The 23970-nt window shown below is 54.1% G+C and carries 27 protein-coding genes; 15 read left to right on the forward strand and 12 right to left on the reverse strand.

Features of this window, described 5'->3' with window-relative positions; all coding sequences use genetic code 11:
- Positions 1-75: 75 nt before the first annotated feature.
- The 3 genes from QUE41_RS11505 to QUE41_RS11515 are packed head-to-tail and all read left to right on the forward strand — an operon-like array spanning position 76 to position 2198.
- Positions 76-798 (forward strand): basic amino acid ABC transporter substrate-binding protein, encoded by a 723-nt coding sequence (locus tag QUE41_RS11505; RefSeq protein WP_286339185.1) that lies wholly within the window; start codon positions 76-78, stop codon positions 796-798.
- Between the two features lie 4 nt (positions 799-802).
- Entirely contained in the window at positions 803-1480 is a 678-nt protein-coding gene (locus QUE41_RS11510; RefSeq protein WP_286339186.1) for an amino acid ABC transporter permease, read from the forward strand.
- The gene (locus QUE41_RS11515) at positions 1473-2198 is read left to right on the forward strand and encodes an amino acid ABC transporter ATP-binding protein (protein WP_286339187.1); all 726 of its coding nucleotides are present in this window, start codon (positions 1473-1475) and stop codon (positions 2196-2198) included. Before QUE41_RS11510 ends, QUE41_RS11515 begins: the two co-directional genes overlap by 8 nt.
- 122 nt (positions 2199-2320) lie before the next feature.
- Here the strand turns inward: QUE41_RS11515 and QUE41_RS11520 are convergent, their stop codons facing one another.
- Positions 2321-3178 (reverse strand): zinc metallopeptidase, encoded by an 858-nt coding sequence (locus QUE41_RS11520; protein ID WP_286339188.1) that lies wholly within the window; start codon positions 3176-3178, stop codon positions 2321-2323.
- Between the two features lie 302 nt (positions 3179-3480).
- On the reverse strand, positions 3481-5085 hold the full coding sequence (locus QUE41_RS11525; RefSeq protein WP_286339189.1) for a hypothetical protein: 1605 nt from the start codon (positions 5083-5085) through the stop codon (positions 3481-3483).
- A gap of 230 nt (positions 5086-5315) precedes the next feature.
- Here QUE41_RS11525 and QUE41_RS11530 point away from each other — a divergent pair, with 230 nt between their 5' ends.
- Positions 5316-6206, forward strand: coding sequence for a TPR end-of-group domain-containing protein (locus tag QUE41_RS11530; RefSeq protein WP_286339190.1), 891 nt, complete (start codon positions 5316-5318; stop codon positions 6204-6206).
- Positions 6207-6223: 17 nt separating this feature from the next.
- Here QUE41_RS11530 and QUE41_RS11535 read toward each other — a convergent pair whose 3' ends face one another.
- On the reverse strand, positions 6224-6661 hold the full coding sequence (locus tag QUE41_RS11535) for a phosphate-starvation-inducible PsiE family protein (protein ID WP_286339191.1): 438 nt from the start codon (positions 6659-6661) through the stop codon (positions 6224-6226).
- A gap of 233 nt (positions 6662-6894) precedes the next feature.
- Between QUE41_RS11535 and QUE41_RS11540 the strand changes: the two genes are divergently transcribed.
- Positions 6895-7746, forward strand: coding sequence for a universal stress protein (locus tag QUE41_RS11540; RefSeq protein WP_286339192.1), 852 nt, complete (start codon positions 6895-6897; stop codon positions 7744-7746).
- Here the strand turns inward: QUE41_RS11540 and QUE41_RS11545 are convergent.
- A complete protein-coding gene (locus tag QUE41_RS11545; RefSeq protein WP_286339193.1) occupies positions 7743-8843 on the reverse strand; it encodes a zinc transporter ZntB in 1101 nt (366 codons plus the stop codon). The genes QUE41_RS11540 and QUE41_RS11545 overlap by 4 nt on opposite strands.
- A 117-nt stretch (positions 8844-8960) precedes the next feature.
- Between QUE41_RS11545 and QUE41_RS11550 the strand changes: the two genes are divergently transcribed.
- Genes QUE41_RS11550 through QUE41_RS11570 form a run of 5 tightly spaced genes read left to right on the forward strand, consistent with a single transcriptional unit; the run spans position 8961 to position 13295 of the window.
- Positions 8961-10331, forward strand: coding sequence for a magnesium transporter (locus QUE41_RS11550; RefSeq protein WP_286339194.1), 1371 nt, complete (start codon positions 8961-8963; stop codon positions 10329-10331).
- A 43-nt stretch (positions 10332-10374) separates the two neighbouring features.
- Positions 10375-10827 carry an ATP-dependent zinc protease family protein gene (locus tag QUE41_RS11555; protein WP_286339195.1) on the forward strand — a complete coding sequence of 151 codons (453 nt, stop codon included), beginning with the start codon at positions 10375-10377 and terminating at the stop codon, positions 10825-10827.
- Positions 10824-11729, forward strand: a complete 906-nt coding sequence (gene rimK / locus QUE41_RS11560; RefSeq protein WP_286339196.1) for a 30S ribosomal protein S6--L-glutamate ligase — start codon at positions 10824-10826, stop codon at positions 11727-11729. Before QUE41_RS11555 ends, rimK begins: the two co-directional genes overlap by 4 nt.
- The gene (locus QUE41_RS11565; RefSeq protein WP_353506845.1) at positions 11716-12780 is read left to right on the forward strand and encodes a succinylglutamate desuccinylase/aspartoacylase family protein; all 1065 of its coding nucleotides are present in this window, start codon (positions 11716-11718) and stop codon (positions 12778-12780) included. Before rimK ends, QUE41_RS11565 begins: the two co-directional genes overlap by 14 nt.
- 23 nt (positions 12781-12803) lie before the next feature.
- Positions 12804-13295, forward strand: coding sequence for a mechanosensitive ion channel domain-containing protein (locus QUE41_RS11570; RefSeq protein ID WP_286339198.1), 492 nt, complete (start codon positions 12804-12806; stop codon positions 13293-13295).
- 244 nt (positions 13296-13539) lie between these two features.
- Here QUE41_RS11570 and QUE41_RS11575 read toward each other — a convergent pair whose 3' ends face one another.
- From QUE41_RS11575 to QUE41_RS11595, 5 genes are all read right to left on the reverse strand, one after another.
- Positions 13540-13935, reverse strand: a complete 396-nt coding sequence (locus QUE41_RS11575) for a DUF2391 family protein (RefSeq protein ID WP_286339199.1) — start codon at positions 13933-13935, stop codon at positions 13540-13542.
- 316 nt (positions 13936-14251) lie between these two features.
- A protein-coding gene (locus tag QUE41_RS11580; RefSeq protein ID WP_286339200.1) for an IS3 family transposase occupies positions 14252-15414 on the reverse strand; the annotation gives its coding sequence in 2 pieces (ribosomal slippage) (positions 14252-15159 and positions 15159-15414; 1164 coding nt in all).
- A gap of 162 nt (positions 15415-15576) precedes the next feature.
- Positions 15577-15918, reverse strand: coding sequence for a hypothetical protein (locus tag QUE41_RS11585; RefSeq protein ID WP_286339201.1), 342 nt, complete (start codon positions 15916-15918; stop codon positions 15577-15579).
- Between the two features lie 201 nt (positions 15919-16119).
- On the reverse strand, positions 16120-16455 hold the full coding sequence (locus QUE41_RS11590; RefSeq protein ID WP_286339202.1) for a gamma-glutamylcyclotransferase family protein: 336 nt from the start codon (positions 16453-16455) through the stop codon (positions 16120-16122).
- A complete protein-coding gene (locus QUE41_RS11595) occupies positions 16448-17263 on the reverse strand; it encodes an alpha/beta fold hydrolase (protein WP_286339203.1) in 816 nt (271 codons plus the stop codon). The genes QUE41_RS11590 and QUE41_RS11595 overlap by 8 nt, the downstream gene beginning before the upstream one ends.
- A 272-nt stretch (positions 17264-17535) precedes the next feature.
- Between QUE41_RS11595 and QUE41_RS11600 the strand changes: the two genes are divergently transcribed.
- The 3 genes from QUE41_RS11600 to QUE41_RS11610 all read left to right on the forward strand — a co-directional run bounded on the left by QUE41_RS11600 (position 17536) and on the right by QUE41_RS11610 (position 20830).
- Positions 17536-18810: a DUF3137 domain-containing protein gene (locus QUE41_RS11600; RefSeq protein WP_286339204.1), complete on the forward strand. Its 1275-nt coding sequence runs from the start codon at positions 17536-17538 to the stop codon at positions 18808-18810.
- Between the two features lie 108 nt (positions 18811-18918).
- A complete protein-coding gene (locus QUE41_RS11605) occupies positions 18919-20211 on the forward strand; it encodes a DUF3137 domain-containing protein (RefSeq protein ID WP_286339205.1) in 1293 nt (430 codons plus the stop codon).
- Between the two features lie 46 nt (positions 20212-20257).
- A complete protein-coding gene (locus QUE41_RS11610; protein WP_286339206.1) occupies positions 20258-20830 on the forward strand; it encodes a LemA family protein in 573 nt (190 codons plus the stop codon).
- 53 nt (positions 20831-20883) lie between these two features.
- Here QUE41_RS11610 and QUE41_RS11615 read toward each other — a convergent pair whose 3' ends face one another.
- Positions 20884-21450: an SMI1/KNR4 family protein gene (locus QUE41_RS11615; protein WP_286339207.1), complete on the reverse strand. Its 567-nt coding sequence runs from the start codon at positions 21448-21450 to the stop codon at positions 20884-20886.
- Positions 21451-21725: 275 nt separating this feature from the next.
- Between QUE41_RS11615 and QUE41_RS11620 the strand changes: the two genes are divergently transcribed.
- Together QUE41_RS11620 and QUE41_RS11625 are read left to right on the forward strand one after the other, a co-directional pair.
- Complete coding sequence (locus QUE41_RS11620) at positions 21726-22082, forward strand: winged helix-turn-helix transcriptional regulator (RefSeq protein ID WP_286339208.1); 357 nt, start codon at positions 21726-21728, stop codon at positions 22080-22082.
- Positions 22083-22168: 86 nt separating this feature from the next.
- Positions 22169-22702, forward strand: coding sequence for a protein tyrosine phosphatase family protein (locus tag QUE41_RS11625; protein ID WP_286339209.1), 534 nt, complete (start codon positions 22169-22171; stop codon positions 22700-22702).
- 26 nt (positions 22703-22728) lie between these two features.
- Here QUE41_RS11625 and QUE41_RS11630 read toward each other — a convergent pair whose 3' ends face one another.
- Complete coding sequence (locus tag QUE41_RS11630; RefSeq protein WP_502875881.1) at positions 22729-23244, reverse strand: GNAT family N-acetyltransferase; 516 nt, start codon at positions 23242-23244, stop codon at positions 22729-22731.
- Positions 23245-23369: 125 nt separating this feature from the next.
- Positions 23370-23792 carry a VOC family protein gene (locus QUE41_RS11635; RefSeq protein WP_286339211.1) on the reverse strand — a complete coding sequence of 141 codons (423 nt, stop codon included), beginning with the start codon at positions 23790-23792 and terminating at the stop codon, positions 23370-23372.
- Positions 23793-23970: the final 178 nt, after the last annotated feature.

The raw sequence follows: 23970 nt of genomic DNA on the forward strand, positions 1-23970 counted from the left end.
ATTGACTGCGCGTTTGCCCCTGCCCTATAGTCGGCCTCTATCAATTATCGAGCCATTGAAAACAGAGACCAGATTATGAAGAAACTCATTGCTGTACTGAGCCTCTCCCTGCTGACCCTGACCGGTTGTGGAAAGAAAGAGAATGTCCTGGTGGTCGGCACCAACGCCGCCTTCCCTCCCTTTGAATACATGGGTGGCCCCAACGGCGACGAAGTCAAAGGGTTCGATATCGACATCGCCCGTCAGATTGCCGAAGACGCCGGCAAGACCCTCAAGGTGGAGAACATGAAGTTCGACTCCCTGATTGTGGCCCTGAACGCCGGCAAGATTGACATGATTGCCGCTGGCATGACCATCACCCCGGAGCGCCAGAAAGCGGTGAGCTTCTCACAGCCCTACTACGAAGCCACCCAGGTGGTGCTGACCCAACAAGGCGAGGCACCTGCCAGCCCGGAAGAGCTTAAGGGCAAAACCATCGCCGTACAGCTGGGTTCCACCGGCGACATCATGGCCAAGGAGTACAGCCAGAACGTGGTGGCATTCAACACCGGCTTCGAAGCGATCATGGAGCTGAAAAACGGCAAGGTGGATCTGGTGCTGTTCGACAGCGAGCCTGCCGCCAACCACATGAAGAAGAACCCGGACCTGCAACTGACCAAGCTGGCCTTCGACCCTGAGTACTATGGCCTGGCCATCTCCAAGGAGAACGCCGAACTGCTGAAGCAGACCAACGCCACCCTGGACAAGATGAAGTCCAATGGCCAGTACGACGCCCTAATCTCCCAGTACATGAAGTAACCCTATGCAGGCGATCATCGACTCTCTCTTTACCCCCATCGGTCAGGATGGGATGGTGGGCATCCTGCTGATCTGGAGCGGCCTCAAGGTCACCCTGGCGGTGACCCTGCTGGCCACCCTGCTGGGCTCGGTGCTGGGGATCTGCACCACCCTGATGAAGATGTCCAGCCACTGGTACCTGCGCTGGCCGGCCAACCTCTATGTGTCGGTGATCCGCGGCACCCCTGTGGTGGTCCAGCTGGTGATCCTCTACTTCATCGTGTTGGCCTCCCTGGACGTGGACAAGATCACCGCCGCGGTGATCGCCTTCGGCATCAACAGCGGCGCCTACATCTCGGAGATCATCCGCGCCGGCATCCAGGCGGTGGACAAGGGCCAGATGGAAGCGGCCCGCTCACTGGGTCTGTCCCAGGGTCAGGCGATGAAGGAGGTGATTCTGCCCCAGGCGGTGAAAAACATCCTGCCGGCTCTGGGCAACGAATTCATCGTGCTGCTCAAGGAGACCGCGGTGATTGGCTTTATCGGCGGCGTCGACCTGATGCGCGCCGGGGAGATCATCCGCAGCCGCACCTTCGAAGACGTGGTGCCCCTGTTCACCTGCGCCATCATCTACCTGATGTTGACCTACAGCTTCACCCTGATGCTGTCCCAATTTGAGAAGAGGCTGAAACAGAGTGATTAAAGTCAGCAACCTGCATAAACAGTTTGGCGATGTCGAGGTGCTCAAGGGGATTGACCAGAGTGTCGCCCCGGGCGAGGTGGTCAGTGTCATTGGCCCCAGCGGCAGCGGCAAGAGCACCTTCCTGCGCTGTCTCAACCTGCTGGAAACCCCCACTCAGGGGGAGATCCTCATCGAGGGAGAGTCGATCACCGCCCCGGGTGCCTGCGTGGATCAGCTGCGCCGCAAAGTCGGCATGGTGTTTCAGAACTTCAATCTGTTTCCCCACAAGACGGTGATGGAGAACATCACCCTGGCGCCAGTAAAGCTGGGACTGATGAGCACCGAGCAGGCGAAAGCCAAGGCTCTCTCCCTGTTGGAGCAGGTGGGCCTGGCCGCCAAGGCCGAGGTGTACCCCTCCAGCCTATCAGGAGGTCAGAAGCAGCGGGTGGCCATCGCCCGGGCCCTGGCGATGGAACCGGATCTCATGCTGTTCGATGAGCCCACCTCCGCCCTGGACCCGGAGATGGTCGGCGACGTGCTGGACGTGATGAAGTCCCTGGCGGACGACGGCATGACCATGGTGATCGTCACCCATGAGATGGGCTTCGCCCGGGAGGTCTCAGACCGGGTTCTGTTTATCGACGGCGGCGAGGTGGTGGAAAGCGGACCGCCCCAACAGATCTTCGATGCCCCGCAGCAACAGAGGACCCAGTCTTTCCTCTCCAAAGTGCTCAGATAGACAAAAGCCCCCAAGTTTGGGGGCTTTTTGATGTCGAGGATGCATCAATCAAACAGGAGTTTGTGGCGGTTATCGCCAAACAGCGGTCATTGAAGCCTTCAATTACTCTGAATTCTTAAACCTTACCGACGAAGCACCGCAATCCATCGTCCCAGGTTTAGCAAGCTGGTCAGCGAGGCAGCGACATAGGTCAGTGCCGCCGCCTTGAGAATTTTCTCCGCATGCTTCAGGTCACCGTCGTGCAGGTACTCGCCTTTCTCCAGGAGCGGCAGCGCCTTGCCATAACTGGCATCGAACTCAACTGGAAGGGTTATCAGATGCACCAAGGTACTCAGTGCCATGGAAACGACGCCAATCACTATCGTTAATGCTCCCGCTTGCGGAACGCGGGTTAGTAGAAGGATAAGCGGAGCCGCCACTAGCATAATGCCAGCAAGACGCTCGCCTACCACTGCTGTCTTAACGAGTTTCTGCCGCGCAAGGAACAACGACTCGCCCCGTGAATCCTGAATGGCATGCCCCACCTCATGGGCGGCAACGGTCACTGCCGTCAAGGAGTATCCTGAGTAGTTTTTCGGCGTCAGACGTACAGCCTTAGCGGTCGGATCATAATGATCACCGTCAGAGGTCTCCTCTACCTGGACGTCACCCAGGCCGTAGCTGTCCAGCAGGTGGCGCGCAAGTTCGCCACCGGTTCCCTGTTTACGGTAACGATCTGCCGGCTGTGCGTACTTTTCCATCACATGTTTGACCCACATACCCGGCAAGAAGACGCATAATGTGATGATGAGTAAGATGATGATCCAGACCATGTAAATCGCTATGCAATGAGTATTTGTGCGGCTACTGATCATTATACGCATAGAAATGAGCAGCAGATGCTTGCCGACGACTGTCTGCTTCAGAAGTTGGCGCAAAGCGGAAACGACTTTTAACAGAGCCTCACTGGACACCCACCTTTGCATCCGTGGGGCATCCATCTCGAGAAGCTCCCAGCACTGTCCAACTGCTTGCTGTCAGTCTCAGCTTTGCTGGGGACGTTACGAGCAACGAGAACCAAAGCTCTTTGGTTGGATGTCCAGTCAACTTCACCGCAAAATGGTGGAATGCGGACCGCCCCAGCAGATCTTCGATGCAACGCAGTAACAAAGGACCCTGTCCTTCCTCTCCAAAGTGCTCAGATAGACAAGAGCCCCCAAGTTTGGGGGCTTTTTGACGGATTAAGGCTCCATCCAACTTCTCAATGGAAGCAACACCAATTGAGTATCAACTCCTACCCAAGTTATAGAGCTCGCCTCACATCCATTGCAGTCGCAAGGCTGGGAAACAGTAACTTCAACCAGTGTTCTATTACCGGCTGAGGTGCAAAAGCGCTGAGGTCGGGTTGTGGGTTCGCGGCAGTAATTTTGTAATCAGGCTGGCAGGCTGAGGCCACCATCATTTCCAAGGCAACGACCTGAACACCAAGAGCCTGCGATGCCATGAGAGCGGCACGTTTCAGTACAGGATGAAGACGTTGAGTGACATCTTCACCGCTGTGTTCTGATGCCGGCACGATGACGTTCTGCTTGTAGTGCTCGCCTTGATCGATAAAGCGACCTCCAGTCTTGGAAGCAAACACATCATTGCCAATAACTAACACAACAAGTTTTTGTCCAAAAATGCTCTCCCGGGCCACCCATTTCAATGTACTGTTTTGCACAAAATGCCACGCCCCTTCAAGCTCAGCCTCGGTCTTCAAACCCAGTAAAGCCTGCTCATTGTCATTGCGTTCAACAGGCAATAAATCTATCGACACGAAAGGCTTTGCAAACTCTTCCAGCACCTTCTTCGAAGAGATCGAGCATTGTGCAGGCACAGCTACATCTATCCCCCTCAACAATGAGTTGCTGAGATGAAGATCATCGCATACTTGCAGGGCAACCGCGCTGGTTAACTCAGGCAGTGTCCCGTTACAACGTACCGTCTGTCCCGCCAGCTGAAGTGAAAACAGCTCTCTAGCAGGATCGTGTATCTGTACCGAAATCCCCAGACGACGCGCTTGTTCAACCAACGTCAGGGTTTGAGTACTCAATGAATCCGGCTGGCACTCAGCTTCGCTGGTGTACAAAGGTTCATTGACTGCATTTCGATTCTTAACTGAGTAAACCGGAACGCGCGCAAACCCCATTTTTTCAGCCAGTGAGCAGTCATCCTGCTCGTCATGAACTATCGACCAGTCAAGGAAATTGCGCCCTTTCGCCCGGAACCGTTTTGCTAACTCAGAAACTAACACGCTGGACACTTCTGGTAGTGGAGAGTCTTCAACAACGGCAAGCGACCACGCACTAGAACCATTGTCGGGATCATCAAACGCTAGCTTATGATCAATACCAAAAACACATCCAAGCAATTGGCCGGATTGTTCATCTTCCGCTACGAGCACTGATAATGAAGGCTCGGCAAACATCTTGTGAGTAAAGTCATCACCGAGATCCACCCTTCCTAAATCAAGCAGCAATTTATTGATGTTGTATTCGTCCCAACCCCCCATCATTGGACGGACCCGTAATCTAGGAGAGCAGACAACCTCTGGTTCAGCGCCAGACAAATCAAGCCGATAGGTCAACGAGGGGTCAATAAACAACTTATGCGGAGCTTTCGATACCAGCACCTGAGGTTCCCGGCAATAAAACACCACATCAGAACGCAACTGATCCTCATCATTTAGATCGTCTATCAACGCCTGGTGATCAGCGTAAGTATGGCCAAACAGAACTCGTCCCCAACCACAATGAACCAGCGACCTGCGTTTCATTGTTTTCTCTGCCAGCTCAGGAGAATCCCCCCAATGCTTGAGAGAGGCCATTGACTGGAAATCCACCGCGAGATTATCCCGGTTACTCACACATTCCTCCTTCTTGATTGCCGAACTCCATAGACAGATAGTGCACCCTCCATGGACGCACTGGTATTGTCTACACACCCAATAAAGGTTACAGCTCAAATTAAAAAAAATCAAAGATTCGACAAGAACGATCAATAAGCCACTGATTAAACGTGGAGTTGTTCGACTTTGCATCATGCAGAAGATGTCGATATGATTTGTACACTATCTTTACCCAGTCAGATCCCCTTATGAAAGCAAGCCTCACAACAATCCTCATGTGCGTTGTCACTCTTCTTTTCAGCCACAACCTGTTTGCTGCTGCAGCGCCCCTCACAGAGGAGCAGGAAGTACGTGATTCCGTCAGTCAATTGGATAAGCCCCTCTACAACCCGTTTGTGGAGCGGTACCTTCTCGACGAGGTCAAATCTCTGAGAACCGAGTTACAAGCACAAAGGACAGAGTTCATCGGCGAGTTAAACAAGAAGCAGATGGCCCTTGCCAATCACTCGGTCACCTACGCGACGGATACTGTGACCTACTTCTTTTATCTGGTGGCAGGCGCCTCCTCCCTATTGGTCCTGGTTGGCTGGACCTCCATCAGAGACATCAAAGACAAAGCCTTGACGATGACCGACCAGGAAGTAACCAAATTGATCAATCGTTACGAAAAACGCCTCAAAAGCGTTGAGGAGCAGATGAATGCCAAAGAGAAGCTGATTTCTGAGAATAAGAGTGAACTGGAACGGACGAACGAAGTGCACTCACTATGGCTGAGGGCCAGTCAGGAAGTCAGTGAAGAGCAAAAAATCACCATTTATGATCAAATCCTGCAATTACGCCCAGACGATGTTGAAGCACTCACTTATAAGGCTGATTCCGCCCTTGAACTGAGTGAGCCCAAATGGGCAATCAACCTATGCCGACAAGCCTTGCAGATCGACCCGGAGAATGGCCACGCCTTCTACCAACTGGCCTGCGCTGCGTCTGCTCTGGGTGAATTGGAGGAAGCCTCCTTACACCTGCAGCGCGCCATCGACATCTCACCGGACTACCTGGGGTATGCGGACACGGACCCACAGCTTCGTCCGCTCGTTGAAAGCGGTCGCATTGCAGGGCTGACGGTAAGATCTCCCGAATAACAACCCGCTTCCACCACTCAGTGGTCATCACCAGAGATCAGTTTCTCCCTTTGATAGACCACTACGGCAGCAATCCTGATGGTCCCCAAGACCAGCAGAAATACTGAGAAGGCGTAGAGCATCTCCGCCTTGATCTCATGTTTAAACAGGGCAATGAGTATCTCGCGCACAATGAATACGATGGCAGCGTCAAGGATGAACGTCAGGCGTAATCGATGAGACTTAAAGTACTCTACCAATGACTTTGACAGCTCTATCATCACATACAAAGTCAGTACGTCGGTGATGATGTGGATGTAATTCCCCGTTACCCCTTCAGCCCTTATCAGGTCCCAGGTGGTGAAAAACAGCTTCATCGCTCCGATGGCAACCCCAATGGAGATGAACAGCAAGATCAGGCCAAATACAGCATCGATCGCCCTGTCGTAATACACCTTAATTTTGTCACTGAGCATGACGCCTCCCCGGGAAAGAGCGACCTTGAGTTCATGAAAGAGCAAGACTCCAGGGCCAGGCGGCTAAGCCTCCGGCCGAGGTTAGCTAAATGTAGGCACAGGTAAGGGATATTTCACAGAAAACTCCGGACGTTTGGCAGACGCTTTGCGCGAAGACAGCTCTATACTGAAATGGCAAAGTCAGCGATTCAGAGAATGAGAAAGCCTGACCATAAGTTAATGAGGAGGCAAGAATGTACCGAGCGACTCTGCTGCTGTCTGCTCTGGAGGGCGACCTGTCTCTGGTAAGATCAAAACTGCGAACTCTCCTTCGCGCGGTCAACTCCCCTTGCCGCCTGATGATCCACGGTGAATCCCCGCCCCTGCAACGCTTCTATCTGTTTGACGATAGGGAACTGGCGGCCGCCGCGGAAATCTACAAGCAACAGGTCGTAGACTGGGCCCAGGCTCTTATCGCCCCGCTTGTATCAGGAAAAGTCACCCTGGAACTGGACTACATCTGGAGCAAGCATCTGGAAAGAGAACAAAAGCAATGGGAATCGGAGTCTGATCTGTTGGTGGTCTACTGTGCAGACAAGCGGGTTCCACCCAGATTTCGGAGAGTCATAGAGCAGAGCCAGTGTCCGGTGTTAGTGCTAAGTGACAAGTCATGGCCGCCCCAGTTGTCCTTGCTGGCCGCCATCGATCCCTTCCACAAGAGTGACCGTCAGGCCAATATGGACGTTGAAATAGTCAATCAGGCGCTGAGGCTAAACCGAGCCCTCAATGGCGAGGTCAGCCTGGTGCACAGCTGTTATGTACCCGCCTACATGGTCAGATACCGCGCTATGATTCAGTCCACCCATCAACAGGTGATCCAGGAGTTCATTTCAAGTAATGGCTGGCGAAAACTCAATTGGCGATTGCTTCAGGGAGAGCCATCGCAGTCCTTAATCAGTTATTGCCAGAAGCACCGCATCGACATTCTGGTAATGGGACTGGTCGCCCGTGGACTGTTTCAAAGGCAGATAACCGGCAGCACCAGCGAGCAAGTTATGGAAACCCTGCACAGTGATCTGCTGTTGATACCCAAGGAGAGAACTTAGAGCCAACGGCTGCGCTTGAACAAAAACCACTGCAACCCGACCAGAACAACAAGCAACCCACAAAATATCCAGAATGAGAGAGGATAGTCAGCCCCGGGTATGCCGCCAATATTGACCCCCAACAACCCGGTCAGGAACCCTAAGGGAAGAAAAATGGCCGCAACCAGAGACAACACATACATTCTGTTGTTCATCCGTTCACCCAGCCGGTTGTTGAGCTCCTCCTGGGCCACCACCGCTCGCTCGCGCACAGAGTCCAGGCCTTCGATAAACCGACTTAGATGATCGCCTACCTCTCGGATCGCCAAACGTTCCTCCTGAGTCAACCAGGCAGCTTTGAGGGCCTGCAACTGTTGAAGGGCTTCCTTTTGCGGTGATAAGTATCGCCTTAAAGAGATAACCGTGCGTCGCAATGACGCAATCTGGCTGCGAAGGCTCTGACTGTCGGAGGTGAGCATCTGCTCCTCGATCTCATCGATCTGGTCTTCGGTTTCATCAATGGTCCCCTGCATCCGGGCCATCAATCGCTCAGTGAGCACAACCAGAAACTCACCAACATTACGTGGCCCCTCGTCCAACTCCCAAAGATCAGCAATGTCCTTAACCGACAACAAAGGACGTTTTCGAGTGCTGAGAATGCGCTGACCGTCGGTCCACAAACGAATCCCCACCATATCTTCGGGATCTGAACCCGGGCTGAGGTTCACCCCCCTCAGATTCAACAGCAACCCCTCCGGCAACACCGTCGCTCTGGGTCGACTGCCTTCGGACAACAACGCATCGATGGCAACGCGTTCCAATCCACTGTGTTGCTCTATCCAGGCTTTCGCGCCTTCATCGGTGTAGTCAAAATGCAACCACAGAGGATCGTTGCCAGAGCTCCAATCAACGCTCTCACATTGCTCCACAGGCTCTGCGCCACCCTGGCCATCGAAGCGGCGACCAATGATCAATCCCTGGCTGTTATTCATAAGTGTCTCATCCTCGAAATACTCCACTAATCTTAGATAGATGCCGGTAAGAAAGATATCAAAACCCGGCTTGAGGCATTCATTGAACTGAGTTCCATTACAGCTCAAATGGCGTACAAAAAGCACACAGAAAAATAGTTGAAACCTGACAACAGATTTTGATTGTGGAAATCCGATTTTGGGCGCATGATGCCGCCCAAAATTGACCCTTTTTTAACCACGCCTGCGGCAATGGAGAGCACCTTGACCGAACTACCAAACGAAATTGACCACTCCAGGGAAGAGGTCAGTCAACTGGTTGAAAAGCTGAGCCAGGCAACGGATGGTCAGCAGGAATCCCTGTTCGAGCAGGCCATTGAGCGAGTAGAAGCGGGTGAAATCGCGCTGCTGCTGGAATCCCTGCCCATAAGCGAACGCCTGGAAAGATGGCAGCAGGTGGCCCAGGATGAGCAACTGGATGTATTGGTGGCCATGCGCGCAGAAGCCCGTGGCGCCATTCTACGCACCCTGCCCGAATCCACTTTGATTGCCCTGCTCGATCGCGTTGACGCGGAGTCGTTGATTGAGCTGGCGGACGATCTGCCCGAGTCCATCGTAGACGCCGCCGTAGGCAGGATGACTGCAAGGCAGAGGAACTGGTTCGAACAAGCCAATCAGTTTGATGATGACGAAGTGGGCCGCTATCTCAACCATGAGATGGTGCTGATTCCGGTTAACGCCCGAGCTGCGGACGCCCTTCGCGTGCTGTTACGCAGCCGCTATCCCTTCAGTGATCAAGCCTACCTGGTCGATGCACAGGGGGTATATCAGGGAGCAATCTCATTACAACAGTTAGCCAGCCTGACAGGATCACAGCGGCTGCTGGATGCACCTTTGCTGGACCTGGCGCCACTGCAGGCCACAACCAGCCTGGTAGATGCAACTGAAGCGGTTGAACACTCGGATCTCTCCGCCCTGCCAGTCATCGATCAGGACGGGCGTTTGCTCGGGCGCATCAGCCTGCAACTGGCCCTGGAACTGACCAGAGAAGAGTATGAGTCACGCCTGATGGCCACTGTGGGCCTGGATGAGGAAACCGACCTGTTCTCGCCAATATGGCAAAGCAGCAAACGCCGGGCACTGTGGCTGGGAATCAACCTGCTCACCGCCCTGCTCGCTTCCTGGGTAATTGGCCAGTTTGAAGCCACACTGGTTCAAGTGGTGTCTCTGGCCGTATTGATGCCCATAGTTGCTTCCATGGGCGGTATTGCTGGCAGTCAGACACTGACTTTGGTGGTAAGAGGCCTGGCCATGGGCCAACTGGCGCAGGGCAACTTGCGAGCCTTGCTGTCGAAAGAGATGGGTGTAGGCCTTCTTAACGGCATTACCTGGTCGGTGATTATTGGCGCGGTCGCAGGACTTTGGTTTCACGACCTGGCCACAGGATTGGTGATGGCCGCGGCCATCATCATCAACATTGTGGTGGCCGCTTTGGCCGGCGTCATCATCCCGGTGGTTCTGGATCGCCAGGAGATTGATCCTGCCCTGTCCGGCTCTGTGGTTCTGACCACAGTCACCGACGTCGTGGGCTTCCTGACATTCCTGGGGCTGGGCACACTCGTCCTGCTCCCTTAACCCTGGCGCCAGAGGGCGCCAAACATCAGCCCGAGGAGGCTGTATGGACAGTGAAAAGAGATCGGCCAAAAGGTGTGCCGGTTGGCGGGAATGGGCCGCTCTACCCGATTTGGGCATAGGGAAGATAAAGGCCAAGATGGATACCGGGGCCCGAACCTCCTGTCTGCATGCGTTTCATACCCGGGTATTCGACAAAGAGGGCCAGCCCTGGCTGGAGTTTCACGTGCACCCTATTCAAAGAGATGTAGACACCGTAGTGATCTGTCAGGCCCCGATTGTCGACCAACGTGACGTGACCGATTCCGGCGGTCATGTGGAAAACAGGCCGGTGATTCTGACCCTACTGACCCTTGGCAGCGAGAGCTGGCCCATTGAGATGACCGTCACCAACAGAGACACCATGAAGTTTCGCATGCTCATCGGTCGCACCGCCATGAGCGGCCGACTGCTGATTGACTCCGACTCATCCTATTTGCTTGGAGAGCAACCCAAATGAAGATCGGCATACTGTCACGCAATAGCAAACTTTATTCCACGCGCAGGCTCATTGAAGCGTGTGAGCAGCGAGGCCATCAGGCAGTCGTGATCGACGCCCTTCGCTGTTACATGAACATCAACTCAGACCAGCCCAGTATTCACTCCAAAGGGGAAAGCCTGGACGGTTTCGATGCGATCATTCCCAGAATCGGCGCGTCAGTCACCTTCTATGGCTGCGCCGTGTTGAGACAGTTCGAAATGATGGGCGTTTACCCGGTAAACGAGTCGGTGGCCATCACCCGCTCCAGGGATAAGCTGCGCTCCATGCAGCTGCTGTCCCGCCGCAAGGTGGGCATGCCAATCACAGGATTTGCCAGCAAACCCGACGACATCAAGGACCTCCTGGATATGGTCGGCGGCGCTCCGGTGGTGATCAAGTTGCTCGAGGGAACACAGGGTATTGGGGTGGTACTCGCGGAAACACGCAAGGCGGCAGAAAGCGTCATCGAAGCCTTTCTGGGACTTCGGGCCAACATCATGGTGCAGGAGTTCATCAAAGAGGCTGATGGCGCCGATATACGCTGCTTCGTCATTGGTGACCGGGTGATCGCAGCCATGAAGCGCCAGGGAGCCGAAGGCGAGTTTCGATCCAACTTACACCGAGGCGGCAGTGCCTCACTGATCCGCATCACCCCGGAAGAGCGACGCACCGCCGTTGAGGCAGCCAAGGTCATGGGATTGCGTGTGGCCGGCGTGGACCTACTGCGCTCCAATCGCGGCCCCTTAGTGATGGAAGTTAACTCCTCTCCGGGCCTGGAAGGGATCGAAGCCGCAACCGGAAAGGACGTGGCCGGAATGATCATTGAGTACATAGAAAAGAACGCCCAACCTCAGAGGACGCGCACACGTGGCAAGGGCTAAAGCTAATCGTAGCTTCGAACTGGGAGGGGTCGACGTTGCTCCGGGTACACAGCAAACCATACAGTTGGACGTTGCCCAGTTGTACACCCACACGCCGCTGACCATTCCCGTGGAGGTGTTGAACGGTCGTCTCGAAGGGCCAGTTCTGCTGATCAGTGCAGCAATTCACGGGGATGAACTCAATGGTGTCGAGGTGGTCAGGCAGATTCTTTCTCTGATAGAGCCAGCCAAGCTCAAAGGCACACTTGTGGCGGTGCCCGTAGTGAACGTCTTTGGCTTTATCCAGAAGAGCCGTTACCTGCCTGATCGACGCGATCTCAATCGAAGCTTCCCAGGAAGCCAGAAAGGCTCCATCGCGGCCAGGCTCGCTCATCAGTTCTTCAGCCAGGTGGTGACCCGGTGCAGTCATATCATCGATCTTCATACGGCCGCCGTTTACAGAACTAACTTGCCTCAGCTCAGGGCCAACCTGGATGACCCGGAGAGCAGCGCAATGGCGCAAGCTTTCGGTGCCCCCGTGGTGATCAATGCCTCCACTCGAGATGGCTCTCTAAGAGCAGAAGCTCAGGCCAAGGGGATTCCCGTGCTCACCTTCGAAGGAGGTGAAGCGCTCAGGTTTGATAGCGGTGCCATAAACATGGCAATTAAAGGGTGTATCAGGGTCATGCGCAGCCTGGGCATGCTGCCCTCTCGTCGGCGAAGCCTCTCTGACACCATGGCAGTAGCACGATCAACCTCCTGGGTCAGAGCCGAGCAAGATGGCATCATCCGCTCTCAGGTTGCACTGGGCTCTAAAGTAAAAAAAGGAGACGTGTTGGCGAAAATTGCCGCCCCACTGGGGCACGGAGAGTTCACTTTGCTTGCACCCAAAGAGGGTATTGTTATTGGCCAACATACCCTGCCGCTCGTCAACGAGGGAGACGCGCTGTTTCATCTTGCCTATTTCGAACAACAGCAAGCGGACGAAGCGATGGCTCAGATCGACTCCCTATTCGATGAGGACCCAAACCCTGGAATCATCTACGACGTCGATGAGCCAGGATTAACCTGACACAAATACAAAGGATAAACTGAATGCAGTGGATATTAGCTGGCCTACTCATCCTGGGCTATATAACGGCTGGGAGATTGGTAGCAAGGGGAATCGAAAGCTACGGACAAAAACGATCTGTACAGCCATTTAGGGTGCGCTACTTGGTGAGGACGCTCAATATTCTTCTTTCACTGGCGTTACTCCTGGCCCTGTTTGTGGTGCTTGGGGTTGAGTATGAACAATTGGCGGTTCTGGCCTCCTCCATCTTTGCAGTGGTTGGCGTAGCCCTTTTTGCCCAATGGTCCATATTAAGCAACATTACGGCCAGTTTCGTTATCTTTTTTGCCTTCCCCTATCGTGTTGGTGACTACGTTAAGGTTGTAGACAAAGACGATGACATATCCGGAGAGATCGAAGAGATCGCCCTATTTCACGTGATCATTAGACAGGGAGACAGAATGATCACCTACCCAAATTCGTTGATCTTGCAAAAATCAGTGATAAAGATGCCAGCGCCAAGCAAAGCTGACTAACCCTGAAACATCCAAAGATATGGCTAAGGCACGGTCTTTAGTGATGTCTATACAAGCCGACTAAGGTGATCCTTGGGCACTATACCTTGCCAACTGCAAAGACGGGAACGCCAGTTATCGCCACCTTGCGGTCACCCACTCAGGCGAATCAACATCGCTTGAGTGGATTTAAGCTATGGTAGGTCAGTCGACGGACCTGTGTTTCACCCACTTGATTGGGGAAGACTCTTATACGTTAGGTAAACTACTCTTTGTCGAAGCTATCGACTACTATTGCCCCCATAGATGCAGGCATTGATATAATGATCACTCGCTTTAGTGCTACTAGCGGGTCTGACAACAAAGGTAGTTTATTGATACAAAACAGTACCAGCATTACTACCAAAGCTGTTATGAGGTAAGCAACCACTATTCGAAGAATGAAAACCAGTTTACGCTTGGAGACATTACGTTGAAACACACTTTCGTAGGTATACAACGTGAGAAACACTACAGACAAACTGAACAAAATTGAGAGATTGAGGAGTGGCAAGCTCTCACCCAAGCGCCAAGCTTCCTCAGAGAAAGAAATCGGAACAGCAAGAGCAAATGCTCCAACAAATATCTGGCTTGCATCTTCGAAGTTAAAGCTATATTTCACCTCAGCCTCCTGCCACTTACCTAGCTGCCGTCTTATGCGGCACATTGCTGCTTTTCACTCGGCACACCTTCACCGCATGTCTAAAAGTCAGTGAAAGCATTTTACCAATGTATCTGTAGATTAGCTAAGGCTCAACGCCCTAAGATGCATACTCACCATCATGAAAGGCGGATCAGCACGGCAAAAAGGGCGGCTACATCGTACACAGTAAGACCGATACCAGGATCGAACAGTGCACCTGCATATGATCATGTGTCTTTCCAAAAAGAGCGCTGCGATGACCTACATATCTTTCCTAGATGCTTAATTGTAGTGGTCAACTAAATCCGGACACCTGTTTAGCCCGATTCTCGGCTTCCGCAGGCGGCACCCCATCATTGTGTTGGTGAGGGCGCTGCCAGTTGTAGTAGTCCATCAAGTATGCGGCGACGTCTCGCTTGGCTTCGCGAGCGGTCATGTAACCAGTTGATGGGATCCATTCTGTCTTCAAGCTCCGGAACAGTCTCTCCATGGGAGCATTGTCCCAGCAATTGCCACGGCGGCTCATGCTCTGAGTCATTCGATAGCGCCAGAGACGTTGTCTGAACTTTCGGCTGGCATATTGGCTTCCCTGGTCAGAGTGGAACATCACACCATCTGGGCAACCGCGTTGCTGGTATGCCATCTCCAGTGCCTTTACGGCCAAATCGGCATCAGGTCTTTCCGACATGGCCCAGCCCACAGTTCGGCGTGTGTGAAGGTCGATGATTGCAGCCAAATAATGCCAACGACCAGCGGCCCAGATATAAGTAATATCGCCGCACCAAACTTGATTGGGTTCGGCAACATCGAACTCCCGATCAAGCCGATTAGGGATGTCCGGTCGCTCCACTTGAGCCGTTTTATAGGAATGAGAGCCAGGCTGCTTGGACGTCAGCCCTGCCTCCTTCATCAAGCTACGTACTTTGAAGCGACCAATCTTGTGCCCCAATTCCTGCATCATCGACATCAGTGCACGACTACCAGCTGAGCTGCGGCTTTCCTTGAACAAGCGGCGTAGCTCGCTACGAAACTTGATACGCTCAGAGTCAACGCAGCGTTTTCGGGCCTTGTAGTCATAGAAACAGGATGTGGAGATATCGAAGGCGGAACAGACCAGTTCTGTGGATTCCTGCTCTCTCAACTGGTCTATCAGAGCGTACGTTCGAATTCGTCCGCCATTAAGAGAGCTGTGGCCTTTTTTAGCACCGCCTTTTCTCGCTCAAGTCGGTTAATGCGGGCCTCAAGCTCCTGAATTTTCTGCTGCTCCGGGGTAAGAGCCTTGTTGTTAGGAGTCTGGCCTCCTCTCTCAGCTTGGAGCTGGCGAACCCAGTTGCGGATCACCGTCTCTCCAACATCGAGTGATCGACTGGCCTCAGGGACGGAGTAGCCCTGGTCGAGTACCAGGCATGCGGCTTCCAGTTTGAACTCCGCAGTGAATGAGCGACGCTTTCTTGTCATTGAACACCTCTTGTTACGGTGGCGACTTTACCACCTAAAGCGGTGTCCGGGATCATTAAACCACTACAAATATATGCATGGAGTTACTATAGAGCTTGGCTAAATTTACGCAGGCACGAATTAGGCCAAGCTTTATTGTCTCACCCGTTGATGTATTTGTTATTAAGTAGTCGACTCATTATGTGTTGCTTCCTCTTTTAGAGGGTCAACTACCGTGAGCGAAACCCGATACTTCCCATATGACTCATTTAAACTAGAACTGATAACCAAAATCGCGACAGGTATAGCTGCCAGATAAGACATAATAGAGCCAATTTGATTTGCTAAAGGGTCATTGCCTCCCGTCGCTATCAAACCGATCATTGCACCGAGCATGCCACCAATAAGTGAAAACGGGATGGCAAATAAAATGGTTTTCCATGTAATGTTCCACCAAATACGCGAGGCTATTTTGAACGAGGGGCTAATTTCGTTATCCATTGCTTGGTTTCCTTTGAGTTTCATAACACCAGTCCGCCGCCGGGAACAAGGTGTAACATGCTGATTAATATAATGATATTAAGGTACACTCTCTAGTGGGTGTTTTGTGCGCGGCTAGTCACACTATGCAATGAAAAATTAGCCACGAATGACTCATTTTGGCGCCCAGACGGTCATTGGGCACCAATACAGAAAGGAGATTTTGAGGGGCGATTGAGGATTCAGTCAGGCGTCAGCCAGGGCGTAGACATACACCTCGACGGTTTGGCCATCGTCGAGGGTGGCTTGGGTCAGGGTGCGCTGATAACCCTCCCCTTCGAACTCATCCAGTGACGGCCAGTGGGCTTCCAGGTTGTCTGAGCAAAAGACAAAGCCTTCGACCTTGTCTCCGCTGTCATTCAGAGTGATGCCGGGGTAACCCATGGCGGCGCCCCAGCCTTCCTGGCGCAGGGTGCCGCGAATGGATCCGGTCTGCCAACTGCCGCCGACCGCTTTTAAGATGTGTTCATTGGGGCGCCCTGGTCCCAGGGTGCCGTAGACAAAGAGTTTCTGCTCAGCCATAGACTCGCTCAAGAAAGGCCAACAGGTGGCGGTTAACAAATTCAGGGTTTTCCAGGGTGGAGATGTGGCCCGCCTTGGGGATCTCCACCATCTCGGCGCCGGTGATCTCATCCAGCATCAGGTAGCTCTCCAGCACGGTGCGGGCTCTGTCCTCCTGACCCACCATGATCAGCACCGGCAGCGCCAACTTGGCCAGGTCGTCCACCTGATCCCGGCGACCAAAAATGATGCGACCCAGACGAACGGTATCGTCGATGCGGGACTCCGGCAGGTTGGCCAGGCTGTCTCGGAAGCCTTGCGCCAGCTGTGGGTGGCGCTCTGCCACGTCGGTGGCGAAGAACAGCGGCACAATCTGGTCCAGCAGCGGTGCTGGCACCTGACGGGCTTCTTCGATGGCCGCCAGCATGGCGAAGTACTTCTTATGGGTCACCTCTGGCTCCAGGCCGACAAAGGTGTCCATCAGTACCAGGCTCTGAATGCGGCTGGGCGCCAGTTGCGCCAGCTCGGTGGCCCACATGCCGCCTACAGACAGCCCGACGATGGAGAAGCGCTCCACTTCCAGGGCATCCATCAACACCAGCATGTCTTCGGCCAGGCCCTTAAGGTTTCGGGTTTCGCCGGGCAGCGCGCCAGAGGCGCCATGGCCCCAGAGATCAGGCACGATGCAGCGGTAGTGCTGGCTCAGGGCCTCTATCTGAGGGGCCCACATGGCGGAGTCCCACAGGTAGCTGTGGCCGAACAGCAGCACCGGGCCCTGGCCCTTGTCCAGATAGCTCAATTCACTGCCGCGAATAGTGATGGATGTCATGGCGGATGTCCTATTGCCTGGGATTCAAAGGAGATGGTTTGGGGGAACACTCTACTGCATCAGTGGGACCGATTTCATCAGACCACCTCACCCATTTTACTCGACTGCTGGGATTTTCGACGGCCTTCCCCCTGAACACTCGGTTTCTGATTGCCGCCCATAAGAGGTATTTACATTTCTCGTTTAGTTTCAGTAGTTTTTAGGTATTATTGTCGCCTCTTCAAAGTGTTAGACATTCCTACCCCACTCCGAAGCACGTTGAAAGGAGTTCCATGAGCCACAACAAACAGGTGACGGCCAACATCAAGCAGATTAAAGCCGATGTGGAAGCCGCCACCACGCAAGACCAGTTGATCCAGGTGATCACCTCAGTAAAGAACCACCCAGGCCCTCTGAATTACGACGACCGGCTGCCCTCAGGGATGATGTGGGCACTGACCGCCCTAAGTGTCTACGGCATGCTGCTGAACTACATCTATGGCGGCTCTCACAGCTCTCTGGCGCGCATCATGTTTGCGGTGGTGGACAACTCGGCCTATTGGGTGCCTGCCCTGGTGGCCTTTGCGGTTGCGCGGCGACTGGAAAACAAAGGCCAGCATTTGCCTCTGCCCCAGTTTCTGGCCCGCCCCTTTCTTCGCATCGGCCTCATTACCGGCGTTGTCACCCTGGTGGCTGCCTACCTGCCGCCGTGGCATCAGGCCTACTGGTTTGTGTTTGCCAAGCTGATGCAGCTGCTCAGCCTCAACGGCCAGGTTTATGTGCCTTTTAACCTGGCGGCAGGCGCCGGTGTGGTTGCCCTGATTCTTTGGTTCTGGCTGCGCAAGCGCAAATACTGGCGCAACCCGGTGTCCGATCGCATCCACCTGCTGGACATCCTGTTCAACAACAACCTGAAGCCAGTCAAGGTGGACCCCGAAGGCAAAGCCAAGGAGCTCAAGGCGCGGTTCCGCGAGTTTGATCGGGGCAATCACCGCCGCACCATCGACGCATTCTATGAGGGGGAGTATCAGGGAGAGGTGCACACCTTCCGCTTTCAGCTGTATCACTTCCACTACGTCAACCGCCGCCAGGAGACCTACACCGACTCCAATGGCAAGACCCGGACCCGCACCACCTACGATCACTACCATCGCCACGGGCTGTTGTTCGATTTCCCGTTCGCCAAATCTGTGGTGCTCGATGGTGACCGCGATGTCAGCTATCGGGGGGAGAAGTACACCACCGCATCCAATGCCTTCAACCGGCTCTTCAGGGTGCGCACCCGGGATCAGATGCAGGCGGCGCGCCTGCTGACACCGGCCACGGTAGAGATGCTGACCCAGTTTGCCGAGTCGTTCCGCAGCCCTGTGGTGGAGATCGACGCCAAGGGCCAGACCTGTCTGGCCATCAACGACCAGGACCTGCTCAAGCTCAAACGGCGCAGCGGCCTGGACACCCCGGACGCCTTCATCAAGGAGATCTCCGGTCATGCCAAGCTGGATAAGCTGGATGCCCTGCTGAACACGGTGCACCACCTGATGCGCCTGAGCGACAACAACTTCAAGTAGCGCATCCCAAACAGAGCTTGGTGCAGTAGCAAAAGTAGGTCGGCAGTACCGCCGCCTTTTAATGCATTGACCTAGTACAACCGCTCCCAGAACCATTTAAGGAGTTTCATGAGACACAACAAACAGGTAGCCGCCAACATCGACGCCATCAAGGCCGATGTGGAAGCCGCCACCAGTCAAGCCGACCTGATTCGGGTGATCCGCTCGGTACAGAACCACCCGGGCCCACTGGACTACGATGATCGCATCGCTGCCACCATCAAATGGTTGCTGCTGTTCGCCGGCACCATGGGTCTTTACCTCACCGCCTCTTCCGGCGGTTTTCATGGCGATATTGGCTTTTTTCTCGATCTGGCGATGAACTTCTCCAGTGCCTGGGTTCCCGCCATCGGCGTCGTGCTGTTGGCCAAAAGGCTGGAGAAAAAGGGCAAGGTACTGCCGCTGCCCGATTCGATAAACCGCCAATGGCTGCGCCTTGGCCTCATCGGCGTCGCCGCCACCGCTTTGTTTGCCGTACTGCCCTTCTGGGCCTACGCCTACTGGACGGTGATCTACACTCTCATTGGCCTTATCAGGCTGGTGGGTGTCCTGATTCTGTTGGACGACTACCCCATCGGACAGGAGATCACCCTGGGCATGCTGATCATCGGCGCCGGCCTGTGGATGTGGCAGGGCAAGCGATTGCATTGGCGCGAACCGGTGTCTGACCGCATCCAACTGCTGGACAGCCTGTTCAACAACAACCTGAAGCCGGTGAAAGTCAGTAAATCCGGCAAGGCTCAGGAGTTTGGGAATAAGTTCAGGGAATTTGACCGCGGTAACCACAGACGGGAGATTGAGGCACTGTATCAAGGAAGCTACAAAGGCAAGGTGCATCAGTTCGGTTTCCAGCTCTACCACTTCCACTTCGTGGATAAGCGCACCGAGACCTACAGGGACTCCGAAGGCAACACCAAGACCCGCACCACCTATCACCACTACGACCGTCACGGGTTACTGGTGCGCTTCCCCTTCGCCAAGTCAATCAGCCTGGACGGAGACCGCCGAATCAAGTTTGATGGGATGCCCTACTCCGCCGCTTCCAACGAGTTTAACCGTCACTTCAAGGTTCGGGCTCAAGAGGAGATGCAAGCCGCCCGGCTGCTGAGTCCGGCGGTCGTCGAGCAGCTGTGCAACATAGGTGAGAGCTATCGCAGCCCGGTGATTGAGATCAACGCCGATGGCGAGATGTGCATCGCCTTTGACAACGACGACCTGCTGACACTGAAACGCCAGTACGGCCTGGAGAAGCCCGAGGCCTTTGCCAAGGAAATAGCCGGTCACGCCAAGCTGGAGAAGCTGGATACGCTGCTTAAGACCGTCCACGACCTGATGCGTTTAAACGACAACAACTTTGCTTAAAGCGCCCTGCACTGAGCGCAGAGCCGACCATTACGAGAGACACCTTATGAATGAAGCAACTCTGATCATCATCGCCATCCCCCTGCTGCTGGTTGTGGCGGTTATCCTCATCTACAACAGCATCGTGGGGCGCTACAACGCCGTGGATCGCGCCTGGGCCTCGGTGCTAACCCAGGAGCGCCAGAAGAACAAGATCATCCCTCACGTCGAGAAGATGGTGGAGCAGTACAAGCTGCATGAAGCCTCCGTACTGACCGAGGTGACCAAGCTGAGAAACGCCATCAGCGAGCTGGGTCAGGGCGGTGTGGACGCGGCCAAACTGGCACTGACGGAGAAACACACCGCCGGTCTTCTGCAGGGCCTGAAGGTAGCGGTTGAAGCCTACCCGGATCTCAAAGCCTCCGACACCTACCTTAAGGTGATGGCGGAGATCTCCGAGCAACAGGAGCAGGTGGGCGCCGCCATCCGCATCTTCAACCGCAATGTGGAAGAGTTCAACAACGGCATCCAAATGTTCCCCGGCTCTCTGGTCAACGCCATGCTCAACCGTAAGCAGCCCATCAACAGCTTCACCGACGCAGAAGCTCAGGCTGGCTTCGACTACAAACCCAACCTGTAAGATGTCCCAGGATCAAAAAAGCCCGCATTTGCGGGCTTTTTTACGCTTCGACCTCAGTGCTCGAGATAACCAATTCTGAGCACGAAGTCGATGAAGTCGAGAAACATCGGGTGGATCACCGGCGTATTGGGATCCACAAAGGCGATGGCCGGCTCGCAAGGGTTGCGACTGAAGTCCAGGCACAGCAGGAAGCCATTGTCCCAGGCCAGGGGGATCATCTTGCGCAGCAGCGTCTCATTCTCCTGAACAAAGTCAGCAGGCAGACAACCGGACAAGGTAGCAAAGGGGTTGAGATCCGGCTGCTGGAAACAGGAAAGGTCGAAGAAACAGCGGCGGTCAGGGCAGCGCAGTTCGATGCCGATGGGTTTAAACGCCTTGCCCAGCGCACTGGGGTAAACGTATTTGGTGCTGGCTTCATAGCCGCCACACTGCTCAAGAAAATCCAGAATCAGCTGGGGAAAACGGATCCCCATGGTTGCTTCCAGATAACCCACCACCTCTCGGTCCAACGGCTCGCGCATGGGCGCAAAGGCGATCTGACTGAGCATTGACCCCCGAGGCACCAGGTCCTCACCCTTGTGGAGAATGGAGAGTTTGCGGTCGTCGGTAAACAGCTTCATAGGCACTTTCACTGAACAAACATCGGAATAACAGCAGACTAACACAGCGTTTTTGCCTGGCCAGAATGGCACATTATGATTTCTTTCTATGGGCTTCTTGCCTAAATGGAATACATCAGTCCCCTTCTGGCTGATCTCTCCTCCGACCAGGGAAATGACCCTTGCTTATGCGGCTAACCACACATTTCCTGTTCGGATAATCCATGGATTCACTAAGGTTTTGGCGATACTATACCAGATATACTTTAGTAACCACTTTACCGGGGCAGGCATCGATGAAAAGCAGAATCACCACAGACGACGCGGGCAGAAAGCGGGTAGACAACGCCTGCCTGGAGCCTTGCGCCATTGAGAAGGGAATGCGGCTGATAGGCGGCAAGTGGACTGGATCTCTGCTGTATCACCTGAAAGACGGCCCGGTTCGCTTTAACGACCTGTCCAGGATGCTGGGCGGCGCCAGCAAAAAGATGATCGATCAGCGCCTGAAGGAGCTGGAGTCACGCAACATGGTGGTCAGAAAGGTCCTGAGCGACCGCCCCATTGCGGTGACCTACGAGCTGACCGAATTTGGCCACTCCGCCCTCCATGTGTTGGAGGTGATGCGGGAGTGGTCTGAGTCCGCCGACCTCTGAGCTGCTTTAACAGATGCTGACACTTTCTCCATTGATGGCTCAAATGACTAAGGTAACTTGGCTTTAAATCTCTCAAGGAGAAACAGATGATCAAGATGCTATTCCTATCCGCGCTGCTGGTCTCGACCGCAGCCCAAGCCGACATCGAGCCTGAGGCTCTGAGCGAGATTAAAGCGGTGCAATTTCCCTCCGAACGGGTAATCACCTCCGGCCTGCCCCAGCCGGACCAGTTTCCGGCACTGAAGCAGGCCGGTGTGGATCTGGTGATCAACCTGATCCCCGCCGGAAACCCAACAGGCCTGGAGAATGAAGGGGAACTGGTGAAAAAGGCAGGCATGGAGTACGCCCACATCGGTGTGGACTGGAAACAGCCGACCACCGAGGATGTGCTGCAATTCCTGGCAGTGATGGAGGCCAACAAGGATAAAGATGTGCTGATCCACTGCGCCGCCAACTACCGGGCCTCAGCCTTTTATTATCTCTATCTGCTGAATGCTGGCGCCGAGGACAGTGAGGCTCTGCAAAGCAGCGCAATGGCGCCCTGGGGCGATCTCAGCGAGAGCTTTAAGGAGTACCCTCAGTGGCAACAACTGATTGAAGAGACAAAAAAGGGCCTCTAGGGCCCTTTCATATTCTGTGGCCTTCCTCAGACGTCACTCCTGAGCAAACCAAAGCACTTAAGGTCGAAGTAGCGCTCTTTCCAGAACCCCGCCTGGCGCCGCAGCCCCTCTTCCTGAAACCCAAGCTTTTTTAGTACAGACTCTGACTTCAGATTCCCAGGCACCGTATCTGCCTGAATTCGGTTGAGTTCACCACAGGCCAGCTTACCCGAGAAAGCGGCCGCAATCGCAGCACCAAGCGCTTCATTCATATAACCCTGCCCCCAGAAATCCGGATGGAGATCATAGCCAATTACTGCGCTTTTGCTGCGAAGACACCAAGAATTAAACCCGCAGGTACCGATCAGCGCACCATGTTGCTTGAGGCGTATCGCCCAGCGTATTCCATCGCCATTTTCAATACGCCGATGAAACAACTCAATCAATTTTGTGGCCTGAGACAACTCGGTTAACGGCGAAAGATCGTAGTACTCCACAACAGAGTCATGAGCGAACAACGCAAACAGATTGTCGACGTCATCATTTGATTTAATCTCGGTCAACTCCAACCGAGTTGTGCTTAGTCGGGGAAATAGCACGGCCACTCCTTAGGCAAGGCTGATTAATTCGGCATCAGGGCTCTGCATGCACAGATACGAACAACCTATCTGAAGGCCCACTCTAACCGTTATTTCTGTCTTTTAGAGATGGGATGATCGTCGTTTAGCTGCAGCAGGTCCCACCGGTTTCCATAGAGATCTTCAAACACCGCCACCATGCCGTACTCCTGCTCTTTGGGAGGACGAACAAAGTTGATGCCTAGAGACACCATGCGGTTGTAGTCACGCCAGAAATCATCGGTATTGAGGAACAGGAACACGCGCCCGCCCGCCTGGTTGCCGATAAAGGGCTCCTGCTCGGATTTTGAGGCCCGGGCCAGCAACAGGGTCACCCCTTTCGAGCCAGGCGGTGCCACCACCACCCAGCGCTTATCCTGCTTAGGCTGATAGCTGTCTTCGATGAGCTCGAAATTCAGCTTGCCGACGTAGAAATCCAAGGCTTCGTCGTAGTCACGCACCACCAGGGCAATGTGAACAATGGACTGCTTCATTCGCTCATCTGCTCCTAAGATCTTTCATTTTCACCAGCATCTTACATCATCGCCCGTCACCACAACCATGGATGAGCAACAAAGGCGACCCGATAGCAAGGAGTGTTAGTCGGCTCAGCAAAATAGGGTAAAACTTAACTCGAGCACAACTGGAGAAGCTCTCCTACTTCTCTTGGTA

Source organism: Ferrimonas sp. YFM (assembly GCF_030296015.1).
Taxonomy (GTDB): Bacteria; Pseudomonadota; Gammaproteobacteria; order Enterobacterales; family Shewanellaceae; genus Ferrimonas.